21 protein-coding genes are annotated in these 25,454 nt (G+C 39.1%); 13 read left to right on the top strand and 8 right to left on the bottom strand.

Features of this window, described 5'->3' with window-relative positions; all coding sequences use genetic code 11:
• Positions 1-6: 6 nt before the first annotated feature.
• Entirely contained in the window at positions 7-2,160 is a 2,154-nt protein-coding gene (locus NPX98_RS03005) for a transglycosylase domain-containing protein (RefSeq protein WP_269022573.1), read from the bottom strand.
• Between the two features lie 365 nt (positions 2,161-2,525).
• Here NPX98_RS03005 and NPX98_RS03000 point away from each other — a divergent pair, with 365 nt between their 5' ends.
• From NPX98_RS03000 to NPX98_RS02940, 13 genes are all read left to right on the top strand, one after another.
• Positions 2,526-2,762 carry a hypothetical protein gene (locus tag NPX98_RS03000; RefSeq protein ID WP_269022572.1) on the top strand — a complete coding sequence of 79 codons (237 nt, stop codon included), beginning with the start codon at positions 2,526-2,528 and terminating at the stop codon, positions 2,760-2,762.
• Positions 2,763-2,781: 19 nt separating this feature from the next.
• On the top strand, positions 2,782-3,450 hold the full coding sequence (locus tag NPX98_RS02995) for a response regulator transcription factor (protein ID WP_269022571.1): 669 nt from the start codon (positions 2,782-2,784) through the stop codon (positions 3,448-3,450).
• Complete coding sequence (locus NPX98_RS02990; RefSeq protein WP_269022570.1) at positions 3,447-4,859, top strand: ATP-binding protein; 1,413 nt, start codon at positions 3,447-3,449, stop codon at positions 4,857-4,859. The genes NPX98_RS02995 and NPX98_RS02990 overlap by 4 nt, the downstream gene beginning before the upstream one ends.
• A gap of 153 nt (positions 4,860-5,012) precedes the next feature.
• Entirely contained in the window at positions 5,013-5,180 is a 168-nt protein-coding gene (locus tag NPX98_RS02985; RefSeq protein ID WP_269022569.1) for a hypothetical protein, read from the top strand.
• A 180-nt stretch (positions 5,181-5,360) separates the two neighbouring features.
• On the top strand, positions 5,361-5,930 hold the full coding sequence (locus NPX98_RS02980) for a tetratricopeptide repeat protein (protein ID WP_329957898.1): 570 nt from the start codon (positions 5,361-5,363) through the stop codon (positions 5,928-5,930).
• Positions 5,931-6,099: 169 nt separating this feature from the next.
• The gene (ccmE, locus tag NPX98_RS02975) at positions 6,100-6,597 is read left to right on the top strand and encodes a cytochrome c maturation protein CcmE (protein WP_269022567.1); all 498 of its coding nucleotides are present in this window, start codon (positions 6,100-6,102) and stop codon (positions 6,595-6,597) included.
• Positions 6,587-8,560 (top strand): heme lyase CcmF/NrfE family subunit, encoded by a 1,974-nt coding sequence (locus NPX98_RS02970; RefSeq protein WP_269022566.1) that lies wholly within the window; start codon positions 6,587-6,589, stop codon positions 8,558-8,560. The genes ccmE and NPX98_RS02970 overlap by 11 nt, the downstream gene beginning before the upstream one ends.
• A 1-nt stretch (position 8,561) precedes the next feature.
• Entirely contained in the window at positions 8,562-9,002 is a 441-nt protein-coding gene (locus NPX98_RS02965) for a cytochrome c-type biogenesis protein (protein WP_269022565.1), read from the top strand.
• Positions 9,003-9,209: 207 nt separating this feature from the next.
• Entirely contained in the window at positions 9,210-10,715 is a 1,506-nt protein-coding gene (locus NPX98_RS02960; RefSeq protein ID WP_269022563.1) for a Do family serine endopeptidase, read from the top strand.
• 78 nt (positions 10,716-10,793) lie between these two features.
• Entirely contained in the window at positions 10,794-11,480 is a 687-nt protein-coding gene (locus tag NPX98_RS02955) for a response regulator transcription factor (RefSeq protein ID WP_269022561.1), read from the top strand.
• Positions 11,477-12,859, top strand: coding sequence for a sensor histidine kinase (locus NPX98_RS02950; RefSeq protein ID WP_269022560.1), 1,383 nt, complete (start codon positions 11,477-11,479; stop codon positions 12,857-12,859). The genes NPX98_RS02955 and NPX98_RS02950 overlap by 4 nt, the downstream gene beginning before the upstream one ends.
• A gap of 109 nt (positions 12,860-12,968) precedes the next feature.
• Complete coding sequence (locus NPX98_RS02945) at positions 12,969-15,893, top strand: bifunctional [glutamine synthetase] adenylyltransferase/[glutamine synthetase]-adenylyl-L-tyrosine phosphorylase (RefSeq protein WP_269022559.1); 2,925 nt, start codon at positions 12,969-12,971, stop codon at positions 15,891-15,893.
• A 70-nt stretch (positions 15,894-15,963) separates the two neighbouring features.
• Positions 15,964-16,488 carry a methylated-DNA--[protein]-cysteine S-methyltransferase gene (locus NPX98_RS02940; RefSeq protein WP_269022558.1) on the top strand — a complete coding sequence of 175 codons (525 nt, stop codon included), beginning with the start codon at positions 15,964-15,966 and terminating at the stop codon, positions 16,486-16,488.
• A 4-nt stretch (positions 16,489-16,492) separates the two neighbouring features.
• Here NPX98_RS02940 and NPX98_RS02935 read toward each other — a convergent pair whose 3' ends face one another.
• The 7 genes from NPX98_RS02935 to thiS all read right to left on the bottom strand — a co-directional run bounded on the left by NPX98_RS02935 (position 16,493) and on the right by thiS (position 25,452).
• Positions 16,493-18,811 (bottom strand): PAS domain-containing sensor histidine kinase, encoded by a 2,319-nt coding sequence (locus NPX98_RS02935; protein ID WP_269022557.1) that lies wholly within the window; start codon positions 18,809-18,811, stop codon positions 16,493-16,495.
• 283 nt (positions 18,812-19,094) lie between these two features.
• Complete coding sequence (gene pepN / locus NPX98_RS02930; RefSeq protein ID WP_269022556.1) at positions 19,095-21,722, bottom strand: aminopeptidase N; 2,628 nt, start codon at positions 21,720-21,722, stop codon at positions 19,095-19,097.
• An 81-nt stretch (positions 21,723-21,803) separates the two neighbouring features.
• A complete protein-coding gene (locus tag NPX98_RS02925) occupies positions 21,804-22,652 on the bottom strand; it encodes a uracil-DNA glycosylase (RefSeq protein WP_269022554.1) in 849 nt (282 codons plus the stop codon).
• Between the two features lie 473 nt (positions 22,653-23,125).
• Positions 23,126-23,884 carry a hydroxymethylpyrimidine/phosphomethylpyrimidine kinase gene (locus NPX98_RS02920; protein WP_269022553.1) on the bottom strand — a complete coding sequence of 253 codons (759 nt, stop codon included), beginning with the start codon at positions 23,882-23,884 and terminating at the stop codon, positions 23,126-23,128.
• The gene (locus NPX98_RS02915) at positions 23,875-24,480 is read right to left on the bottom strand and encodes a thiamine phosphate synthase (protein WP_269022551.1); all 606 of its coding nucleotides are present in this window, start codon (positions 24,478-24,480) and stop codon (positions 23,875-23,877) included. Before NPX98_RS02915 ends, NPX98_RS02920 begins: the two co-directional genes overlap by 10 nt.
• Positions 24,477-25,250 carry a thiazole synthase gene (locus tag NPX98_RS02910; protein WP_269022550.1) on the bottom strand — a complete coding sequence of 258 codons (774 nt, stop codon included), beginning with the start codon at positions 25,248-25,250 and terminating at the stop codon, positions 24,477-24,479. Before NPX98_RS02910 ends, NPX98_RS02915 begins: the two co-directional genes overlap by 4 nt.
• A 4-nt stretch (positions 25,251-25,254) precedes the next feature.
• A complete protein-coding gene (thiS, locus tag NPX98_RS02905; RefSeq protein ID WP_269022549.1) occupies positions 25,255-25,452 on the bottom strand; it encodes a sulfur carrier protein ThiS in 198 nt (65 codons plus the stop codon).
• Between the last annotated feature and the right edge of the window lie 2 nt (positions 25,453-25,454).

Raw genomic sequence — 25,454 nt, 5'->3', positions numbered from 1 at the left:
TCGAATTTAATGCGTTGCAGCTTTAATAGGTTCCATTTTCGGTAAGGTTGTAGCTGGAAGTTTTTTCAGGTCTTTATTAATGCGTTGTACAAGATTTAATGTTTTTGGTGAGGGTGTATGAGGTAATTTTGGCGTAAACTCAGAATTATTGTGTGAAGGAATGATTTGTGGTTGATAGGGTAGAATAGAATTTTCGACACCATAGAGCTTTTTAATCATTATATTTTGATGTGCATGAAACATAATACGGTGCCATATCATGGCAGGAATAACACCACCGAAAGCGCGATTCATAGGGGAAAAATTATCATTCCCCATCCATACGGCTCCAGTATAATTTCCAGTAAAACCAACAAACCATGCATCACGATAGGCTTGTGATGTTCCGGTTTTTCCGGCAACAAGGGTCATGGGGAGAGCTGCACGTTTCCCAGATCCTCGTGTAGTAACACCAACCATCATTTGGTTCATATAAGCTGCTGATTGCTCACTGATAACACGATATGGTTTGTTGCCATCGCGTGTCCAATCCCACACAACATGTCCATCTGTTGTACTGATTTGTGTAAACCCATGACGATTCCCGGCCATGCCTCCATTGGCGAAGACGTTAAAACCAGTTGCTTGATCCATTGGTGTCATATTAGATGTACCTAAAATTGTGGTTTTGTGCGATAGAATATGAGCGTTAATGCCCATATTCTTAATCAGATCTACGATTGGTTGAGTATTGCGATTGAGATACTGGTAGGTAATATAGACAGGCACTGTATTAATAGAAAAGGCAAAAGCTGTTGCTATATCGACCTTTCCAAGATAACGTCCAGAATTATTTTTTGGTGACCAGCCTCCCCAGTTAATTGGCGCATCAAAGACCATTGTTGAGGGAGATAGGCCACGTTCCATTGCGACTGCATAAACGTAAGGTTTGAATGAAGAGGCAGTTTGTCGTCCGCCTTGCGTTGCTCTGTTAAATTGGCTTTGATTATAGTCAAGTCCTCCAACAATTGCTCGTACAGCTCCGTTATTGTCGATAATGACGGTAGCCGCTTGTGTCGCTCGGTATTGTTTGCCATATTGGTGTAAATAATATTCGATTGAATCTTCTGCTGCCTTTTGGATATCCGGATCCAGTGTTGTTTTAACAATTAAGGTACGGCTGGGTAGTAGACTGCTGATTTTGTGAATTTCATCGAATGCCCAATCAAGAAAATAATTAGGCTGATTATCCTTTATTTCTGCGATGGCATGGGCAGGATGGCGGTATGCTTTGATGATTTGGCTATCATTCATAAAACCACCATCAATAAGGTTGGAAAGCACCACATTGGCACGTGCCTGTGCAGCAGGTAAGTTGCTATGAGGAGCGTATTTAGTGGGCGCTTTGAAAAGACCTGCGAGCATAGCGGATTCAGCAAGGGATACATTGCGTATATCTTTGTTAAAATAAAACTTTGCAGCTGCTTCGATACCAAAATTCCCACCTCCCATGTAGGCACGTTCAAGGTAAAGCTGTAAAATTTGTTTTTTGCTGAAATTTGCTTCTAGCCAGAGGGCTAGATACGCTTCTTTGATTTTACGTGTTATGGTTCTTTCATTTGTTAAAAACAAATTTTTTGCGAGTTGTTGCGTGAGAGTTGAACCGCCTTGGACAACACTTTTGGCTTGCATATTTCGTAAGGATGCTCGTATGAGGCCGTAAAAATCAAATCCCCAGTGATCAAAGAAACGACGATCTTCTGTCGCAAGAACTGCTTTGATAACATAGTCAGGCATATCTTCAACGGAGACAGATGTAGTCGGTAGAGAACCACGGTAGCCAATAGGATTTCCATACCGATCTAGAAAAAGAATGGAAAAATTCTTTTGTGAAACCCAGTCTTGTTTTGTCAATTCAAAAACTGAAATACCAACTATGGTAAAGAGTGTAAATCCGATTAAACCCAATGTTAGTGCTTCATCGAGGATTTCGACTATGCACCGTTTCCATCCTCGTATGCGTAAATGCCGTGAAGAGATCGCAGCTTTGTTCCAGAAACGACGGTTAGCAACACGGATCCGGTAAAGCGTTGTGTCTATCCATGCGTCTAATTCAATCAGTGTAGGACTATAGAACAGCTTATTTCGCTGTTTTTTCTTCTTGTGCAAGAAATTACACATTTAAAAAATCCTATGATTAAAGTAACGCAACCAACAAAAGTTGTAATAATTATATGGAGTAAAAGTACTTTTTTGCTATAGGAATGGTAAAAAAGGAGATTATTGTAAGGTTATGGTAATCTGTTTATATGATATGTATATTTAGCTTTTATCTTTGTTTAAAGCGGTGTTATTTGAGTTTTGTATAAAGTTGAAGAAGATTTTAGTATTGCTAAAGTTGGGGCAGGATGCATTTCATATCCATACAATAAATAGAAGTTATTTATTATAATAAATAGCAATTCACTCTTTGTTGGTGCATAATTTCGAGTAAAAAAATTCCATTGTTCATTTTATATTCAGATGAAATAGATTATGAGAAATTTATGATGAAAAAAATTGTCCTTTTTGCACTGTTTCTATGTCTTATAGACATGAATTTTGTTTTAGCAGCCGATTGCACTGAAGTTGGCAAGAGGGTTGCAACGCAACAAGGTGGGATGTTGGCACGTTCGGTGCCGATTGTTCAAGATGGCTACAATATGTGTGTGGTGGTTGTGGTGGTGCCTGCCCATCATGGTGAAAGACCGCGCCGTATTGAAGTTACAGTGCCTGCCGATTAAATGTTTTTACAGGTAAGTGATGCGTATTCTCATTGTTGAAGATGATCTGAATCTTAATCATCAATTAGCAGAGGCTGTAAAAAACGCGGGATATGTTTCTGATAGCGCTTTTGATGGTGAAGAAGCGCATTTTTTGGGAAGTACAGAGTCTTATGATGCTGTGATTCTTGATATTGGTTTACCACGTATGGATGGAATTCGTGTTGTTGAAAAATGGCGCCAAGAAGGATATTCTATGCCTGTTTTAATGCTCACAGCACGCGATCGTTGGTCTGATAAGGTGCGTGGTATCGATGCAGGTGCTGATGATTATGTTGTTAAACCATTCCATTTAGAGGAAGTAATGGCGCGATTGCGGGCGTTAATTCGCAGAGCTGCAGGTCATGCAACAAGTGTATTATCCTGTGGTGCTGTTATGTTGGATACTAAAACGTCTCGTGTTTTTGTTAATGATCAGTTAATTAAATTAACATCACATGAATTTCGGCTTCTTTCTTATCTTATGCATCATCGTGATAAAGTCGTTTCAAGGACAGAGATTATCGAACATCTTTATGATCAGGATTTTGACAAGGATTCGAATACGATTGAAGTTTTTGTTGGACGGTTACGTAAAAAGCTTGGAATGAATTTAATTGAGACCATTCGCGGGATGGGGTATCGGATAAAACCGTCAGGTGACGAATGACGGTTTTAAAGAGTAATAGCAGGCTCAGGCGGTTATTTTTCTTTGTTGGTAAATCTCTTAGTTTACGTGTTATGATTTTGTCGACAATGTGGGTTGCTATTTCATTATCGTCTATCTCTGCAGTTAGTATTTTATTTTTTCAGCGTTCAAGTGAACAAAGCTTAGAGCGCATCCTTACTGCTCAGCTTTATAGTCTCATTACAACTGTGACTGTGTCACCTGAGGGAAATCTGAAGGGAAATTTTGGATTTAATGATATCCGTTATTCAGATCCAACATCAGGGTGGTATTGGGAGGTAAGCGCTATATCCCCTAATCTAAAGGGGAGGTTAACATCTCCATCATTCGGAACTAAGCAATTCTTTTCACCGAGTGATAATGATGTTCCTTTTGATGGCAAATTTTTTCGTTCTTATCAAATCAAAAGTACTGACGGGGAAAATTTACAAGTTATCGAAAGTGATGTTGTTCTTGACGATCAGAATCGCATTGCACGTTTTCGTCTTATGGGAAATATTGATGAAGCGCATTTACAAGTACAAGAATTCAAGTGGATTTTGCAAATTTTCCTGTGGAGTTTTGGGATAGGCAGTGTTCTCATCAATATTGCTATTATTGTTTTTAGTTTCCAACCGTTGAAGCGGATACGGCAAACATTGAATGATATTCGAGAAGGGAGAGCGGATCACGTCAATACAGATTTATTGAGTGAAATTATGCCGTTGGCAAAAGAAATGAATGCTCTCATTAATAACAATCAGCGCATCATTGAACGATTTCGAACGCAAGTTGGTAATCTTGCCCATTCATTAAAGACGCCTTTATCAGTAATCATGAATGAAGCCGATAAGATGCATGGAGAGCAGGCTATTTTATTGCAGGAGCAAGCCGAAATGATGCAGGCTCAAATAAATCATTATCTACAGCGTGCTCGAATTGCAGCACAACGTGACAGTGTCATCTATTACACGTCTGTTCGCAGTGTACTTAATCGTTTGGTACGAGTTATGGAAAAACTCAATCCTGATAAAGATATCCAATTTACTATGGATGTCGATGATATCATTTTTGTTGGTGAAAGGGAAGATCTAGAGGAAATTGTGGGGAATTTGGTTGAGAATGCTTCTCAGTGGGCTTGTGCCACAATCTTAATCAGTTGTGGCTTAGAAGAAAGTGTTGACGAAACAGCATTCTTTAGTCTTGTCATCGAAGATGATGGTCCTGGTTTAACAAAAGAGCAAATTGATGAAGCTTTAAAAAGAGGTCGGCGATTTGATGAAAGTAAGCCGGGAACAGGTTTAGGATTAGCGATTGTTTCTGATATGGTTAATGAATATGGTGGAAGACTTTTCTTATCACGTTCTGCTTTAGGTGGATTATATACAAAAATTTTATTGCCAAGACGATAGATATTTTTCCCTTATAGCCAATGCATGTGGCATGAAGTTACTTTAAGAATATTTGGAATCCAGTTTGTATGCGGTAAAAATATATTCAATAATCGTTTTTTATATCTTTACGTGTATTAGAAACACTGGATAATGAATTTTACGGTATTATAAATGCAAAAAATTATTTTCTTATCATTATTTACTGTGCTGATTGGGGGGGTATCAGGGTGTGATTATATGGAGAAGCCAGATCGGAGGAAGCAAGACGTACAGATTGTTGTTTCTCATGAGATTTTGAATATGATGGATTATGGTTTTTCTAGGGATTCTTTTGCATGATTTTTTTTTGAGCAAATCATTATAAAGTTTTGCAAAATGTATGAAAATGATTCATTCTATGGAAAGAGTATATCGATCTTTTGAATAAGTGAGTGCCTTGGTACTGATAAAATTTGGACATCTGAAACACATATGAAATTTGCACAGAAGATTTTCGAAAAGTGTAAGAAGATTCATATTTTGAAAGGATTTGGTATTTTATTTGTTCTCCTTGTGACATGGGGTGTTTATAATTTGACAGGGAGTCCGGGAGTTAAAAGTTATTTTTTTAAAGAGTTAATGGATAAAGATCCAAAGACGTTAAACAAGCATGAAAGGCTTGTACGTTTACATGCGCTTTTTTTGCGTATGCCTAATGATGGAAAGATAGCTGATACATTAGCGGTAGGCTATCTCGAAGAAAGCCGTTTTCAGGATGCGGTGAATATTTATCGAGATGCACTTCATTTGAATGGAGAATCGGCTCCAAGGCTTGTGGGTTATGGTTTGGCATTGGTGGGTTATGAAGGGGGGATAGTCACACAAGAAGCGCAAAGTATTTTTCAAAAGGCTGTAGATTTAGCACCAGAAGATTTTTATCCTCGTTTATTTTTAGCTGATGCATTTCATCAGGCGGGCAATTCTACGCAGGCCATTCAGATTTTACAAAATTTTCTTGATACAATGCCCAAGAATATTACAGGGCGATCGCATGTTGAAAAAATGATAATACAGTTACGCAGTGATTTGATTAGAACTTTACAAAAGTGATAAGTTCTTGTTTCAGGTTATTGAATAAAATTGTCTTATTGAGTGATGATAAAAATACAAAGCAAGAAGTTGCGCTCATATGGAGGATGTGTAAAGCTATTGTAATGCTTAGAGACAAAATGCTTACTACAAATATAGCATTGATAACAATATTTTTCGTAAATAGGCTATGAATAATCAATCTTTAAAGAGTTTTCCTTCACTGAAGGTTGTTTTGAAGAGGCGGAAAAAAGAGCAGGTATTGATGATTTTATCATGCCTTTGTGTTATGGCAATTGCAGCAGGCCTTATGGTGTATGCGATGCGTAATACGGTCAGTTTTTTTCGAATGCCATCTGAAATCACAAGAGAAGATATTCTAACAGGTCACTCTTTGCGTTTGGGTGGTTTTATCGAAAAAGGAACTGTTGAATATCTTAAAAAGAGAAAAGTTACTTTTTTTGTCACTGATGGCTTAAAACACGAAAAAGTTATTTTTGAAGGTATACTACCGGACCTTTTCCGTGAAGGACAGGGTGTGATCGTCGAAGGATATTTTGATAAAGAAGGGCTTTTTATAGGCACGCGTGTTTTGGCAAAACATGATGAGACTTATATGCCCAAAGAAGTAGCCGATCGCTTAAAAGAACGCTACGATGTGAAAAGGCAATTCGATCGTGCTCGTTGAATTGGGTCATATTTGTTTAGCCGCAGCCTTTGCAGTTAGTGTGTTGCAGGCATTATACCCCATCTTCGGTATTTTGCGAAGAGAGCGTTCATTGATGCAAGCGGTGGTACCATTGACGTGTATTACTTTTGTATTATTGCTATTGTCTTTTTTGAGTATTGTATATGCCTATATAGCGTCTGATTTTTCTGTTTTGAATGTTGTTGAAAATTCTCATTCGGAAAAGCCAATGATTTATAAGATCGTTGGCGTTTGGGGAAATCACGAAGGATCAATGTTGCTATGGGTTCTAAGTCTCTCTTTTTTTAGTACATTGGTGGCGTGGTTTGACAAACAATTGCCAGCGCAGTTTAAAGCATTGATTTTAAGTTGTCAAAGTTGGATTACGAGCGCTTTTCTTTTATTTATTCTTTTTGTTTCCAATCCATTTTTGCGTGTTCAACCGCCGGCATTGCAAGGAAATGACCTTAATCCTATTTTACAGGATATTGCTTTAGTTATTCATCCTCCACTTTTATATCTTGGTTATGTTGGTTTTTCGGTTTGTTTTTCTTTTTCGATCGCGGCATTAATTACAGGACATGTTGATAAAGTTTGGGCACGTTGGGTTCGTCCATGGATTCTTCTTTCATGGTTTTTTTTAACGCTTGGTATTATGGTTGGATCCTATTGGGCTTATTATGAGCTGGGTTGGGGTGGCTATTGGTTTTGGGATCCAGTTGAGAATGTTTCATTTATGCCTTGGCTTTCAGGAACAGCTCTTTTGCATTCTGCTCTTGTTCTTGAAAAACGAGATGCATTAAAAAGTTGGACTTTGTTTTTAGCCCTTCTTACTTTTTCCCTTTCTCTTCTGGGAACTTTTCTCGTCCGTTCGGGGATTTTAATGTCTGTTCATAGTTTTGCTGTCGATCCAACTAGGGGGCGTGCAATTCTGGCTATTTTGTTTTTTTTTACAGGAGGGTCTTTTTTTCTTTTTGCTTTGCGGGTTTCGGTTTTGAAAACAGGTAGATTATTTCGGTCAATTTCGCGTGAAGGCTTTATTGTTTTAAATAATTTGTTTCTTACAACAGCAACAGCGACAGTATTGATTGGAACACTTTATCCTTATTTTGTTGAAGTGTTAACAGGGCAAAAAATTTCTGTGGGTGCTGCCTTTTTTAACCTTACAGTTGGACCTTTAATGGTGATGTTATTATCGTTAGTTCCATTTGGATCCATGATAGCGTGGAAACGCGGCGATTTTTTTGCGGTTATTGAACGGTTGTGGTTTGTTTTTGCATTAGCCTGCGTAGCTTGTTTTATAACTTTTTATGCAACATCTTGGCGTGATATTGTGGCGCCCTTAGGCGTTGGACTTTCAGCTTTTGTTTTTTTGGGTGGCTTGGCTGATCTTTGGATGAAGAGCGGTCCTCAAAAGATATCTTTGTCCGTACGCGTTAAAAGGTTTCTGGGGCTGCCCTGGTCTGCTTTTGGGAGTGCGTTGGCACATATGGGGTTAGGTGTTACATTGTTTGGTATTATTTGTGTCGCAACTTTTGGACAAGAACGTATTTTAACTATGCAAATAGGAGATACAGTTACGATAGCTGGTCAAACTATTTGTTTTGACGCAATACATAATGTCTCTGGCGCGAATTATTCTGCCATGCAGTTTGGCTTTAAAACATATGAGAACCAACAGGAAATGCACATTATAACTGCATCAAAGCGATTTTATTCAAGCCGGAATATGTCAACAACGGAAGTTGGTATTCAAAGTTTCGGTTTTTCTCAATTGTATATTGCACCGGGTCGTATGGATGACCAAGGCCTTGTTGTGCATATATTGTGGAAGCCTTATGTGATTTGTATTTGGTTGGGTGTGGTGATGATGGCTATAGGCGGTTGTTTTTCTTTTTTAGGGTGTTTGTTGCGTGGAGGAGGATTTCAACGGATAGCTTCCAACTCGTTAAAAAGGAATTGAGATGAAGAAGTTTTTCTTGTTTGTTTTGGTTATCTTTGTCGTTGTTTTTCCTATGCAATTAGCGATAGCAGTAGAGCCAGATGAGATCTTAAAAGATCCTGTTCTTGAAGAACGTGCGCGTAATATTTCATCACGGTTGCGTTGCCCAGTTTGTCAAAGTCAATCGCTTGATGATTCAAATGCTTTATTGGCACGTGATTTACGCTTTTTGATCCGTGAACGCTTAAAAGCGGGCGACAGCAATCAGCAGGTTATTGATTTTCTTGTAGAGAGATATGGTGAATTTATTTTATTGAAGCCACCATTCAATAAAGTGACATGGTTTTTATGGTTATCGCCTTTGATCGTTATGATTATTGGTTTAAGCACCATATTTTTTCGGATCAGTCAGTATAAATGCAAAAAAATAATCGCTTTAAATGCTGATAAGAGAAACGCTTAAAAAGATCGTTAAAGTTAAAATAAATATTATTGAAGAAAAAATGATGAATTTAAATTGATGAATTCAGCTCTATTCTAAGGATAGATTGTTATTTATCTAATATTACAAAACTTTAATAGTTTGGACAGAAAACGGTAAGGTTTGCTATTTTACGATGGATTGCAATGCAACAAGGATAGAAAATATTACTCAACAGGAGTACTCAAAATGGTTAACCAAACTCTTCGCACAACATTGGCAGCAATAGGTTTGTCTACAACTTTAGCAAGTACAATGTTCTTTAGTGGATCAAGCTTATGGGTAACATCGGCTCATGCCAACCCTGTATCTGTTCCATCAGGACAACAGCAGGGATTTGCACATATCGTTTCTCAAGTTAAACCTGCTGTTGTTTCCGTGCAAGTGAAAAGCAATATAAAAAAAGAAGAGCGGTTTTTTAGTGAGTTTTTTAGTGCTCCAGGTCTTGAACAATTTCCAGACCAACACCCTTTGAAAAGATTTTTCCAAGAGTTTTATAACCGTAATGTGCCTAACCATAAGCCTTCACAGCGATCACAAAAACTCCGTCCTATAGCATTTGGATCTGGCTTTTTGATCTCGGCAGATGGTTATATTGTGACCAATAATCACGTGATCTCTGACGGAACAAGTTATACTGTTGTTCTTGATGATGGCACGGAATTGAGTGCAAAACTTGTTGGGACGGATCAACGAACTGATCTTGCAGTATTGAAAGTGAATGATAAACGAAAATTCTCATATGTTGAGTTTGGTGATGATTCCAAACTGTATGTGGGCGATTGGGTTGTTGCTATCGGTAATCCATTTGGTCTTGGTGGAACGGTGACAGCAGGTATTGTTTCCGCACGTGGGCGTGATATTGGAGCTGGTACTTATGATGATTTTATTCAGATTGATGCTGCTGTTAATCGTGGAAATTCTGGTGGTCCAACCTTTGATCTTAATGGGAAAGTTGTTGGGGTTAATACGGCCATTTTTTCTCCTTCTGGCGGAAATGTTGGGATTGCTTTTGCTATTCCTGCAGAAACAGCAAAGCAAGTTGTGAAACAGCTCATTGAAAAAGGTTCCGTACAGCGTGGTTGGATTGGTGTTCAGATTCAGCCTGTGACAAAAGAAATTTCTGATTCAATTGGTTTGAAAGAAGCAAAAGGTGCTTTGGTAACTGATGCACTGAAGGGACCTGCCGAGAAGGCTGGCATTAAGACAGGGGATGTGATTATTTCCGTGAATGGCGAGAAAGTTTCTGATGCGCGTGACCTAGCAAGGCGTATTGCAAACACTAGACCAGAAGAAACAGTGACTTTGGGGGTTTGGAGATCTGGTAAAGAAGAAAAAATCAAGGTTAAACTCGATGCAATGCCTGAAAGTGAAAGCAAAAAAGAGGGTTTGAAATATCCAAGTGGGCGTGGTAGTTCAGAGGAAACATTGGAAGATTATGGTTTGATTGTTGCGCCTTCTGATGATGGTTTAGGGTTGGTTGTGACGGATGTCGATTCGGATTCAGATGCCGCAGATAAAGGGATACGTCCTGGTGATGTGATTGTGACAGTTAATAATAGACCTGTTAAAAAGACATCTGATATTACAGACACAATTAAGGAAGCAAAAAAGCTAGGACGTAGTGCGGTGCTCTTACAAGTGCGAACAAATGATCAGAATCGTTTTGTCGCTCTTCCAATTGTTAAAGAATAACACTTAACCAAGTGGGACAGATATTTTAAAGATTTCCGTCCCACAATCATTTGATGCGATAAAGGGAGAGACTCGTTTATGAAGATACTCGTCATCGAAGATGATCGTGAGATGGGGTGCTATCTTGAAAAAGCTTTTTTAGAAGCAGGGCACACATCTGATGTTGCTTATGATGGGGATACTGGTTATGCTTTGGCTGAAACGGAGAATTATGATGTCATGGTTATTGATAGGATGCTTCCGCGCCGTGATGGTCTTTCCATTATTGCTGAATTGCGTGCAAAAGGCAATAAAACGCCGGTTCTGATCCTTTCGGCTCTAGGGCAAGTTGATGATCGTGTGATGGGTTTGCGTGCAGGGGGCGATGATTATTTGACGAAGCCTTATGCTTTTTCCGAACTTCTTGCGCGCGTTGAGGTATTACAACGGCGAAAAAACCCTAAAGAGGCAGAAACTGTTTATTCTGTTGGTGATCTTGAGCTTGATCGGTTGGCACATACAGTAAGACGTGGTAAAAGAAATATTATATTACAACCCCGTGAGTTTCGTTTGCTGGAGTATTTAATGCGATATGCTGGGCAGGTTGTTACACGGACTATGCTGTTAGAAAATGTTTGGGATTACCATTTTGATCCGCAAACAAACGTCATTGATGTTCATATATCCCGTTTGAGAGCGAAAATTGAAAAAGATTTTGATATTCCACTTTTACATACTGTGCGTGGAGCTGGATATATGCTGAAAGTACCAAATACAAAATTATGAATCGTTTAATCAATATGATGCGCACAACAGCTTTCAGGCTTTCTGCGCTTTATATTCTATTATTTGGATTGGTTGCGTCAGGGCTTTCTATCTATACGGCAGAATTTTCTGTCTCATTATTAACAGATCAAACGGAACAAACTGTCCGTGAAGAATTAAAGCGTATTGAACGTGCTTATGATTATGGTGGATTGCCTTTGTTGATACGCACGATTGATCATCGTTCACGACAACCCGGCGCTTTCCTTTATCTTGTCACTGATCCTGTGGGGCGTGTTTTAGCGGGGAATGTGGCTCGTATTGAACTTGGCCTTTTGCAGCATGGTGGTTTTGTTTCTGATTCTTTGTTGTATTCACGTTTTGGAGAAAGTGGCACGATGAGTAAACATCGTGCTTTAGCAATTGTTGTTGATTTACCCAATGCTATGAAGCTTCTAGTAGGCAGTGATTTAGATGAACCAGAACGTTTTGCCGCAGTTATTCGTAAAGCTGTAATGATTGCTCTTGTAGCGATGGTTGGAGGAGCTTTATTAATATGGTTTTTTGTTGGCAGGCGTGCATTGCAGAGGATCGATCATGTAACCGCTGCATCGCAGCGTTTGATGGGTGGTGATTTGAGCGAGCGTTTACCCGTTTCTGGGGTAGGTGATGAGTTTGATCGATTGTCTGCCAATCTTAATGTTATGCTCGATCGTATTGAGGAATTAAATACTGGTTTGCGTCAAGTGTCAGATAATATTGCTCATGATCTTAGAACGCCGCTTACACGTTTGAGAAATCGCGCTGAAGAAGCGCTTTCGGGACAAAAGATGGAGCTTGAATATCGACAGGCACTGGATGATGTCATTGCTGAATCAGATCAACTCATTCGTACTTTTAATGCTATTTTGATGATTTCTCGCATTGAAGCCAGAAGTTCAATTGAGCATCTTGAGACAGTGAATATGAAGCGGATTCTTGAAGATGCTGTTGAATTTTATGAACCTTTCGCTGAAGAGTCGGGTGTTTTGCTTCGGTTAGGGCACACATTTGATAAAGAAATGAAGCTGAATCGTGAGCTTGTTGCGCAATCTCTTTTTAATCTCATTGATAACGCGATTAAATATGCGTCTGAAGATGGACGAGACGTGGAGGTTTCTTTATCAATGGAATGTTGTGGAGAACGCTTGTTGGTTGTGGTTAGCGATAATGGTCCGGGAATTGCGGAAGATCAATGTGACAAAGTAACAGAACGCTTTGTTCGTCTTGAAGAGAGCCGTACAAAGCCGGGTTTTGGTATTGGCTTAAGCATAGCAAAAGCTGTTATGAAACTTCATGGGGGTGAACTTTTGCTTGAAAATGCAAATCCTGGGCTTAGAGCTGTTTTATTGTTTCCTTAATGTTATTTTGTCTTATCACTCTATTCTAGAACGTATTTCTGTTTTTTTATCCAGATCCTAGTGCAATAAAATAGGATGAAAATTAATATGCTTTTTCAAGGGAGTGAAAATGAAAAGCGCTTTTTTAAAAACACAACTCCTCCCTTTACGTCCTCTTGATGATAGCGGTTCCCAATGGCTGAAAGATCTTGAAGAACAAGCGAGGAAAGAAAGTTTAGAACCGTTGGTTTCTTATATTGCGGATAAGGGAGAGCAAGTCGATTTTATCAGCGCGATTATGACTTTATCTCCATTTTTACGTGAAGTTTTGATTGCAAATCCATCATATCTTAGCCCCTTGTTGGATGTCGATATAGAGACAAGACTAAGTGAAATTATAGATGATATTGCAGCCACTGATAGGATTGAAGCGATTAATGAAGCTTCATTAATGGTGGCTTTAAGATGTAAGAAAAAAGAAGCCCATGTTCTCATTGCTTTAGCTGATTTGAGTGGTGTTTTTGCTTACGAGGTTTCCTGTGCATGGTTAACCCGCTTAGGTGAAGGTGCTTTAGGTGCGGCTTTGCGTTTTCTTTTAAGAGAAGCGCACGATCGTGGAAAAATAAGTTTGGCTAGCCGTGATAATCCAGAAAAAGATTGTGGTTTGATTGTTCTAGGTATGGGAAAATTGGGTGCAGGAGAACTTAATTATTCCTCTGATATTGATCTTATTATTTTTATTGATGAAACGTCGCCTCATATTGGTGATCTTTATGAAAGTACAGATGTCTTTTCTAAAATGGTACGGCGATTAATCCGTATTATTCAGGAACGCACTGCTGAGGGATATGTTTTTCGGCTTGATTTGCGACTCCGACCCGACCCAGGTTCCATGCCATTGGCATTACCGGTCAGAACTGCTTTGCGTTATTATGAAGGGCGTGGTCAAAATTGGGAACGTGCAGCAATGATTAAAGCGCGTCCAGTAGCAGGCGATATTGAGGCGGGCTTTAGTTTTCTGAAAGAACTTTCCCCTTATATGTGGCGAAAATATTTAGATTATGCTGCTATTGCTGATATTCATTCGATCAAACGTCAAATTCATGCGTACAAAAATTATGGTCAAATTGCTGCTTATGGCCATAATATAAAATTGGGGCGAGGGGGTATCCGTGAGATTGAGTTTTTTGTTCAAACACAGCAATTAATTGCTGGTGGACGTTTGCCTCAATTGCGTGGGCGTGAGACAGTTGCAATGTTAGCAGAACTTCACACCCTTGGCTGGATCAGTAAGAAAACCAGAGATAGCCTTGTAAAGAGCTATGCTTTTTTACGCAATGTTGAACACCGTATTCAAATGCTTGCGGATGAACAAACGCATCTTTTACCAAACGATATTTCTCAATTCACTAGTGTCGCATATTTAATGGGATATCAAGAAGTTAGCTACTTTACCCGCGATTTGTTAGAAACGCTTCAAGTGGTTGAGAAACATTATGCAGCGTTGTTTGAGCATGAACAGGAACTTGGCTTGGAAATCGGTAATTTGGTTTTTACAGGTGAAGAAGATGATCCGGAAACGTTGATCACATTAAATCGTTTAGGTTTTGAAAGGACAAGAGATATTTGTCGTATTATGCGAACATTACATTGTGGACGTTATAAAGCGACACAATCGGCTGAGGCGCGTGAAAGATTAACGGAACTGACACCAGCACTTTTGAAAGCTTTTGGTGCTACCAAGCGAGCGGATGAAGCAATGTTGTGTTTTGATCGTTTTTTGCAAGGTTTGCCTTCAGGAATTCAGCTATTTAGTTTATTACAATCTAATCCACCTCTTTGGGATATGTTAGTCCTTATTATGGGAGCTGCTCCGCGCCTTGCTGAGATTATTATGCACAAACCGCATGTTTTTGATGGGATGCTGGATCCGACAATTTTTGCAGAATTGCCAACAAAAACTTATCTAGAAAATAAGCTTGAATATTTTCTTGAAGGTGTAACCTCCCATGAAGAAATTCTTGACTACTTAAGGATTTTTGCTGATGAGCAACGTTTTTTGATTGGTATCCGGCTTTTGAATGGTGCAATTACAGGGGATAAAGCAGGTTTTGCTCTTACTGCACTTGCAGATCTTATGATTGCAAAAACATTTGCAGCGGTTCAAAAAGAATTTTCTCAGCTCCATGGTCATATTAAAGGTGGACGTATTGGCATATTGGGTATGGGTAAGCTTGGAAGCTATGAATTAACCGCAGGCTCGGATGTTGATCTTATTTTTCTTTATGAGCATGATGAGGATGCGGAAATATCTGATGGAGAAAAGCCTCTTTATATTATTCAATATTATACTCGTTTGACACAACGCTTTGTTGCGGCTTTATCTACTTCTACAGTTCAAGGTGTTCTTTACGATGTTGATTTACGATTACGGCCATTGGGAAATAAAGGGCCTGTTGCTGTTTCTTTTCAAGCTTTTAGCAAATATCAACGTAAGGAAGCTTGGATATGGGAACATCTCGCCTTAACACGGGCACGAGGTGTGACTGGTGATAGCGATTTTTTGCAAAGGATAGAAAAAGAGATATGTGAAATTATTGCACTCTACCGTGACAAGAAGATTGTCGCAAAAGAAGTGCGTGAAATGCGTTCCTTAATTGAAAAAGAAAAACCGCCGGAAAATCGATGGGATTTTAAAATTATGCCTGGTGGCATTATGGACCTTGAATTTATTGCTCAATTTTCTCTCATAACTCATGTGGTTGAGTTCGAAATTGGAATGACTACGGTTGATGTTCTTGCGCGTTTACCAAACAGCTTTCTTGACAGGTCATGCGTTTTTGAACTTCATTCTGCTTATTGTCTCTATACAAATTTGAGTCAAATTATACGTTTTTGCTTAAAGGATTCTCTTAATCTTGATGATATGCCTCCTGGACTCAGTGACCTTCTGTTGCGCAGTGTTGGTGAGCCTGATTTGCTTCGTATCGAAAAATTGATTGAGGACATGGGGCAATTGGTGCGTTCAATTTTTACACAGGTGATGAACAAGTGAATGTATACTCTGATAGAATTTTGATGCTGTATTATTTCTAACCTTTATAAAGCGTATAAATAAAATTAAAATGTTAAAGAGTTTCGAAAAAAGAATATTTTGCTTGAGGGAGTTATCAATAGGGTGGCTTTTAGTTGCAAAGTCTCATAGGGGGATTTGCCATATTGCTTTAGGTGATACTGCTCAACAATTGTTACAGGAATTTACAGGACACTTTAGTGATATCCAACAAGATGCTGATGACAATGTATTCCATCAAGAGGTTGTGCACATTGTCGCGATGGTGGAGACACCTCATCTGGTAAGGCATTATGATCTTCCACTCGATATCAGAGGTACAGCTTTTCAGCAGAGAGTATGGGCTGCATTATGTGAGGTACAATGTGGTGAAACAATTTCTTATACAGAATTAGCGCAACATATCGGTATGCCGAAAGCTGTTCGTGCGGTTGCTAATGCATGTGCGCGTAATGAATTGGCATTAGCTATTCCTTGCCATCGTGTACTTTGCAAGAATGGTGCTGTTTCTGGTTATCGTTGGGGAATACAACGGAAACAGATTGTTTTGCAACGTGAACAACGAAAATGCTTCTAAAGCTTTAATTTTGTTGAATTGGCATTGTAATCGTTACAGTTGTACCTTTTGCTTCTTTAGAAGTAATTTCAAGTTTCCCTTTGTGTAATTCCAGCAAGGAACGGGAGATGGCTAACCCTAGACCTGAGCCGGTATGTGTTTTGGTAAATTGATTTTCGACTTGTTCAAAAGGTTGTCCAAGCTTTTTGATGGCTGATTGAGGAATACCAACCCCTGTATCTTTAATTTTGAAAACAAGGTTATTTTTTTTCTGGAAAGCACAAACATTAATACTGCCACCAGAAGGTGTGAATTTAACAGCGTTAGAGATGAGATTAAGAAAAATCTGTCTCATGGCGCGGCAATCAACTTCAGCATGAAGTTCTGGTGCAATATTTGTTGTAACGGAGATCTTTTTTTCTTGTGCTTGTGGTGTCAGTGTACGAACTGCTTCGCTAATGATTGGCTCAATATCAATATTTTTACAATCAAGGCTGAATCTTCCTGCTTCGATTTTAGACATATCAAGAATATCATTAATCAGAGCTAGAAGATGGGTTCCGGAATTGTGAATATCACGCATATATTCCTGATAGCGTTGTGAGCCGAGAGGGCCAAAGGTAGATTGCAACATCATGTCTGAAAAACCAAGAATAGCATTCAGTGGAGTGCGTAATTCGTGGGACATATTGGCTAAAAATTCTGATTTAGCTTTGTTAGCACTTTCAGCTCGTTCCTTTTCTGATTGTAAGCTTTTATTCAGCTTTTCAACTTCTGTTGCTCGTTGCTGAGCATTTCCTCGTGCACGCTTGAGTTCTTGAATGAAAGAAAAAAGCCGTCTTTCACTTTCTTCAAATTTTTCTTGTTGCTGTTTAAGCTCGGAGATGTCAGTTCCGATGCAAACAAGTCCTCCATCTTGGGTGCGCCGTTCATTAATTTTAAGCCAGCAACCATCTGCAGTTTGGCGAATACTGGTTGAGTTACCATTACCATCTTCTTTAATGGGATATTCAGTGATAGCAGGGCGCGCCATAGCTTCAACAGCTGCACGTTGGATCCCGGATTGTAACACCTGTTTGGGAATGGCTGCATATTCACAAAATTTGCTGTTCGACATGACCAAACGTTCCTCTGCATCCCATAATACAAAAGATTCTGAAATATTTTCAATTGCATCGCGGATACGGAGGTCGGCTTGCGCTGTTTGTTCGGCAAATTGACGTTGTTCGCTAATATCGAAGGAAATACCAACCAAATGGGGTTCTTCTTCTTCAGTCATTTCGGCACGAATGCGCATCCATACATAATGACCATCAGCATGACGCATGGGCACATTAATATCGATATGTTTTTTGGTACCGCTCATTAATTCTTGAGCAATGTCAAAAAAATTGGCATCCGTTGGATTGATGATGGCAGTGATCTGAGAAATTGATAACAGTGCATTTTGAGGCACATAGCCGAGCATTTCATACATTGCTCGTGACCAATAAACGCGTCCGCTTGCCATATTCCAATCCCACAGCCCGCAGCGTCCGCGCATCATTGCCATATCAATGCGATTTTGAATTTTTTCAGAAACCAGATCCCTATTGCGTGCGCGTATAAGCTGATTATAATAGGCATAGAGCAGAGCCAGCATAATACCAGCAGTCCCTATAAATAAGGTCATATTTAACGAGAGAGCTTTACGCCATTCCATATAAATATGTTGCGTTTTCTCACCGATGAATACGCCATATTGGCCACTTTCTGTTTTGCGGAATAAAGCGAGGGCAGGTTCTCCTCCTATTGTAATTTGAAACGCTTTAGCTTGTTGCCCGAGAAACCATACATCGGCATTCTCAGAGAGAGAATCTTGTAAGTTTTTTGCTAGAATTATTTCTGAACTCGATGAGGTCAGAACGTTTCCACTTTGATCGACTATGGCGATAATGGTGCTGGTGTTGGCGAGACCTCCATTATAAACATTGGTTAGAATATTTTGCAAATGCTGTTGAGAAAGAACAACAGCTTTTCCTTGTTTAGTTGCGGTAAGTAAATTACTGTCAAGTGCATTTGTAATATAAGAGGCTAAAAGATTCATCGTAGAGCGTGCATTTTTATCAACTGTATGACGCCAATCATAGATTGATATGGAGAGAATTGCAGCGAGAACAATGAGGAATGTAATGATGACGAATGGAATGAAACGTCTTAACCAAGGTTCTACTCTTAAGAGTTTTTGATAAATTGAGCCCGATAGCAGATCGGTATGCGCCGTCTGTTCCTTGCGACTTTGGGTGCCAGGTTTTGAGTCAGCATATACTTCTGTGGGCGCGTTGTACGCGTCCAATTTAGCCATTTCTTATTCCTTTAATCATGAATAACGTGACCGAAAAACACTTTCAGTACTCATAACAACCCAATAGATGCAATGAATCAAAACAGGAGTCTTCTGTCCAGTCTTTTTTTAAAAAAAGAGAAATTTTACTATTATGAGCAGTAAATTGTGGAAATTAAGACACTGTAAAAATGACCCATAAACAAATTAAAATTATCTGTTTATGGGTTTATCATTGTCGAAAGGCTATTTTATATATTCTTATGAGTAAAGTTATAAGATATTGATTATAAATTATTTTTTCTTAAGAAAGTGTGCGGCTGATAATGTCTGCCACATCACTTGATAACTTTTGTGCTTCTGCAATGGTTTTTAATTCCATTTCAATTTTTTGTCGACGCACAGGTTCCCATTGCCGCCAAGAGCGCATTATTGTTAATAACCGTGAAGCAAGCTGTGGATTTTTTTTGTCAATTTCCAAAATGATTTGGCAAAGGAAATGATAGGCTGCACCATCAGCTCTATTAAAACCCGTTTGGTTTCCAGAGGCAAAAGCACCAATCAAGGCACGTACGCGATTGGGATTATCCAGTGAAAAGAGAGGATGGTTCATGAGTTTTTTAACATGGTAGAGCGTTGAAGCACCGGCAACCACTGCTTGAATGGAGAACCATTTGTCTATGACTAAGGGGTCATTCTTATATCGGTTCTCAAAATCACTTAAGGCATCTTGTGCTTGTTCGCTTGTGTTAAAGTGTTGCGCTAAAATGGTCATACTGGCTATGCGGTCAGTCATATTGTCGGCTGTCGCATATTGTGTAGCCGCGCGGTCTGGTTTTGCTTCGATGATGGAAAGATAATCTAATACAATATTGCGTAACGCTCGTTTTCCAACTTGCTCAGTGTTTGGGCAATAAGACTCTTTTACTTGCATCTGCGCATAGATTTTTGTTAGGAGCTCCTGGTGAGTGTGTGCAATAGACGCTAAAAATTGATTGCGCACATGGTGAATACGATCAGGGTCTATATTTTCACCGATCGTGCGGGCAAGTTCAACTTCGCAAGGTAAGCTTAAACAAAATGCGCGGAATTCTGGTTCAAGATTGTCATCTTGAACTATGGTCTTAATCAGTTCCAGCAAGTTAGCAGGCATGGTTGTTTCTTCTAGCGTTTTATCGTTAATCGCTTGAATAAGAGCTTGCGTTATTAAATGATTCAGTGACTGCCAGCGATTAATTTGATTGCTATCCTTTTCAGCAAGAAAAATAAATTCGCTTTCATTGAATGGGGTTTGTAGAATGATCGGAGCAGAAAAGTCCCGGAGTAGTGATAAAACAGGTTTTTCGCGCAATCCTCTGAATTTAAAGATCTGGGTTTCTTTGGACAGCATCATAACATTTGATTGAATATTTGCATCCGCTTCATAGGTTAGAGGCTCTCCATTTTGTCCCAATAGACCAAAAGCAATAGGAATAAGCATAGGCTTTTTGTCATTTTGTTGTGGCGTTTCTGGAATATGTTGCTTTGCATGAATCGTTAAAACGCCATCGCTATAATGACTATCGATTTCCACATTTGGGGTACCCGCTTGCTCATACCACAGCATGAATTGGGAGAAGTCTTGACCAGAAACTTCAGCAAAACAAGCAATAAAATCTTCAATGGTACAAGCTTGCCCATCATGGCGTTGAAAATAAAGATCCATACCTTTACGAAAGAGAGTGGCACCCAAAATTGTATGGATCATGCGCACAACTTCAGCCCCTTTTTCATAAACGGTTGTGGTATAAAAATTATTGATTTGGCTATATTGACGGGGGCGTACAGGATGTGCAAGAGGGCCAGAATCTTCAGAAAATTGCGTAGCTTTTAACGTTTTTATGTTCTCAATACGTTGTAAGCTGCGTACATTTTGATCAGCAGAAAATTCCTGATCACGGTAGACTGTTAATCCTTCTTTTAAGCAGAGTTGAAACCAATCACGGCAAGTAATACGATTACCAGTCCAATTATGAAAATATTCATGGGCAATGACGCGTTCAATATTTTTATAATCTTGGTCTGTTGCTGTTTTAGAATCTGCAAGAACATATTTATCATTAAAAATGTTGAGACCTTTATTTTCCATTGCCCCCATATTGAAGTCGGAAACAGCAACAATATTGAAAACATCAAGATCATATTCGCGCCCAAAGCACTGTTCATCCCAGAGCATAGAACGTTTTAGCGCATCCATTGCATAGATTGCACGCTCGACTTTTCCCTTTTCTACATAGATGCCAAGTGTAACACGCCGTCCTGATGCAGTAGTAAAATAATCCTCTAATAGGTCAAGATCTCCACCAACTAAAGCAAAGAGGTAAGAAGGTTTGGGGTGAGGATCTTTCCAAATGGCAAAATGACGATTATTCTCAAGAATTCCCGTTTCAACCAAATTGCCATTGGAAAGCAAAATAGGGATTGTCTGAGAGTCCGCTTCAATTTTGACTGTGTAGGTAGAAAGAACATCAGGGCGGTCATAAAAATAAGTGATACGGCGAAAACCTTCTGCTTCACATTGTGTACAATAGATCCCGTTGGAAAGATAAAGCCCCATAAGAGCACGGTTACTTTCAGGATTCAGTTCTGTTACCAATTGCAATGTGAAAGGAGTTACTGGCGGGGTTGTAATTTCTAGATATGAAGGGGTGCTTTTATAAGCATTGTCAGCTAATCTTTCCCCATTTATGGCAACAGAAACGAGAGTAAGTTCATCACCGGAAAGTAAGAGAGGTGTGAATTCTTTTGTGTTTTGACGAGGTTCAATAAATAATGTTGCTGTAACGTAGGTTTTTGTTGGATCTAAACAGAAGTGAAGCTGTGTTTTGGGTATAGCGTAGGGGGTTGGTTGATAATCTTCCAAGCGATATATGGGAACAGTTGATTGTTTCATAATTCTTTCCTAATTGTATATTTTTGAGTAGTTAGTGATTGAAAAAGCGTTTATCTTTTAAAGTAATGAAGAGTTAAGGAGTTACGAAAGGCTATTTAAGCTGTTTTGGACTTCTAAAAAATCCATCCAAGTGAGCTTTTTTTGGCTAGGTGTTCGTAGAAGATAAGCAGGGTGAAAGGTCGGCATAACAGGTATTTTAATTTTGCTCTCGGTTTCATAGGTTAGCCATTTTCCTCTCATACGGATAATACCGCCTTGCACCCCTGTGAAAAACTGCGTAGCAGTTCCTCCTAGAGCTATAAGGATACGAGGTTTTGCCAGCTGAATATGCCGTTCAAGAAAGGGGCGGCACAATGCGATTTCTCTTGGTGTTGGTGTGCGATTTCCTGGTGGACGCCATGGAATCGTGTTGGCTATATAAACGTCTTTTCTTGTTAGGCCGATCGATTCCAATATTTTGTTCAGTAACATTCCTGCTTTTCCTACGAATGGAATTCCTTGTATATCCTCTTCTCGGCCTGGCGCTTCTCCTATGAGCATAAGGGAGCTTCCTGCTGTTCCATCTGCAAAACAGGTATTTTTAGCTGTCAGTTTTAATGAGCAACCATCAAAAGCGAGGAGGGCAGATTTTAATTCATCAAGTGTATTGGCATTTTTTGCTATCTCTATGGCTAATCGTTCTGGTTGCACATTATCAGAATTATGTGGAGGATAGCTGTGTGGTTTTGCGGTCGGTGGTGTTTGTGTTTGATGGGTGATATTGACTGGTTGTATTGACTTTTTCTTTAAAGACTCAGATTTTTTCTCTAAAAGTGTAGATTGATGAAAGTGATTAATTGGCGTCTCACTAAGTACAGCATCTGCACCACTTTCTTTATAGAAGTTTAGCAGTTCTTCATATGAGATTGCACCTTGAATTTGCTTTGACATCTTATTTTTTTGCTTGTGATCAATCTACTCATGCATAAACTAGGTAAAAGCATTCTTCAAGCTTTATGATATGTTTGTTTCTAATCCCAGTGTAAGCATGCCGTGTGCGTTTTTCGTTACAAGGTATATATTCTATTGTTTTGAAAAAGCTCTTTAGAGTAGAGTTTTATTGTTTTTTCTTACGAGTGGAGATGTGATAATTCCTTAATCTGTTGTGAAAAGTTTATAAGAAAGGAAGTCTTTGCTAAGTGTTTTCAATATTCTTTTGATAAGATTTTTATATATAGTTATTTTTTTCTAATGGCTAAATGAATGGTCTATTTATTTTGAACATCCTCTTATCAAATTATTAAAATAACCGTTGATTATTTTTTCAGTAAAAATTTGATTTCGTTATTTTTATAAAATAAAAGTGCGTGCAATATTAAATATATGGAAGAGTAGACGGCTAGTAAAGAGCATGAGTTGAGGTTTTAATGATCTTTTTGACAATGGCTTAAAAGTAATGTGTGAATATATGCTTTTGCGTTTTTTACAGCTTCAATCATAGATTCATTGCGTGTTAAGTGTGCTGCAATGGCACTTGAAAGAATGCAGCCTGTTCCGCGCATTGTTCCTTTCAATCGTGGAGCAGAAATATTTGTTACCTTTGTTTTTTCAATTAAACGATCGGTAGCAAGCGTCTCATCCATGTGTCCGCCTTTTATCAAAATATAGCGTGGACCAAATGAAAGAAGTTTTTGTGCTTGTTGTATTGCTTCTTCATAATGGGAAGCGAGAGAACTTTTGCTGAGAAGCGCAAGTTCTTTCATATTAGGTGTTAAAAGATCAATATGAGGAAGCAATTTATGGATTATAGTCTCTATGATTTTTTCTGTTGTAAGTTTTCCTCCTGATGAAGCAATAAGTACAGGATCAAAAACAACCGGAATATGAGGATAATTTTCTAATACAGTACAGATCGCTGTTATAATTTCTTGGGTTCCTGTCATACCGATTTTGATAGCGCGTATGGAATTCGCTTCTAGAGCGACCCGCATTTGTGCGGCAATAAATTTTCCGCTCATGGGGGCAAGCTCAACAACGTGGTTGTCATCTTGTACATTAACAGAGGTGATCGCTAAACTTGCTTGTATTTGAAAATGAGCTGTTGTTTCTATATCACGAACAATGCCAGCACCTCCTGTTGGATCGGTGCCCGCAACGATAAGAACAGAAGGCATCAACGCCATGCTTGGGTTCCCTTTATCCACTGTTGGACACGCTCTTCAGGTTTTTCATGTAAAATAATATCCGTTACAACAGCGGTGCTATTGGCTCCTGCTTTCAAAACATCGATCGCACGTTCCGGTGTTAAACCACCAATGCCCACTAAAGGCAACGCACCAATTTGGTGTTTCCATTGTTTGATTTTGTCTAGTCCTTGTGGAGCCCATTTCATTTTCTTTAAAATTGTCGGATAGATAGGGCCGAGAGCGATATAGTTAGGGCAAATAGACATGGCAATATCCAATTCACGCTCATCGTGTGTACTTAGGCCAAGTTTTATACCATGTGCGCGGATTGCAGGAATGTCAGCATTGTTCAGATCTTCTTGTCCGAGATGAATAAAATTGCACTTTTCATCAATTGCTATTTCCCAATAATCATTAACAATTAATTGTGCTCCAAATTTATCGCATATGTTTTTTGCGCATTTTATATGCTGTTTTACTGTTTTTGTAGTTTTATTTTTCATACGCAATTGTACGAGTTTGACGCCTATCGGAATTAAACGTTTTATCCAGTCAGAACTGTCAACAATGAGATAAAAAGGGTCGAGTTTCATGAAAACACCGCTTTCCCGATAATGGGTGTTGAAGGTACAGCTACATTGCGTGCCTCAAGCATACCTGCTTTGTATCCCATACGTCCCGCTTGAATGGCCTTAGAAAAAGCTTCAGCCATTAATACAGGATCACCTGCTTTAGCAACGGCAGTGTTGAGCAATACAGCATCATAGCCTAGTTCCATAGCAATGGCAGCATGCGATGGACGCCCAATGCCTGCATCAATAACAAGAGTAAGATCAGGAAGATAAGCGCGGATAGAACGTAATCCATCTGTATCACGAGGTCCTTTGGCTGATCCAATAGGAGCACACCAAGGCATAATGACGCGACAGCCAACTTCAAAGAGTTTTTCAGCCACAATGAGATCATCTGTTGTATAGGCGAAAATCTGAAAACCTTCATCGTTTAGAATTTTTGCTGCTTCAATTAAGCAAAAAACATTTGGCTGTAATGTATCTGGATTCCCAATAACTTCGAGTTTAATCCAAGACGTTTTAAAGAGATCACGTGCTAATTGGGCTGTTGTAACAGCTTCTTTAACAGTGTAACAACCAGCAGTGTTAGGAAGCACTGTTAAGTCAAGTTCTTGAAGAAATTGCCAAAATTGTCCACCATGCTCTCCACCCGCAGTTTCTCGGCGCAGTGAAACTGTCACAATTTCTGTACCGGATTTTTGAATAGCATCACGAAGTATAGCAGGTGAAGGATATTGAGCAGTTCCCAATAAAAGGCGGGAGGAAAATTCACAATCATAAAAATTTAGCATAGTTTCATCCTCCTTGCATTGGGCTTAGAATTTCAATTCTATCTCCTTCATGTAAGACAAATTGACTTCGTTCATCCATAGGAACAACTTCAGAATTGACAGCAATAGCGAGCCAATTTCCTTCATACCCCAATTCTTTAAGAAGTAAATTGAGATAAGTTATTTCTGTTTGGACTGTTTCACCATTGACAAATATTTGCATAC

This window comes from Bartonella sp. A05, from assembly GCF_026930145.1.
In the GTDB taxonomy this organism is placed as follows: domain Bacteria; phylum Pseudomonadota; class Alphaproteobacteria; order Rhizobiales; family Rhizobiaceae; genus Bartonella.
This window is presented reverse-complemented; position numbering and strand designations above follow the sequence as displayed.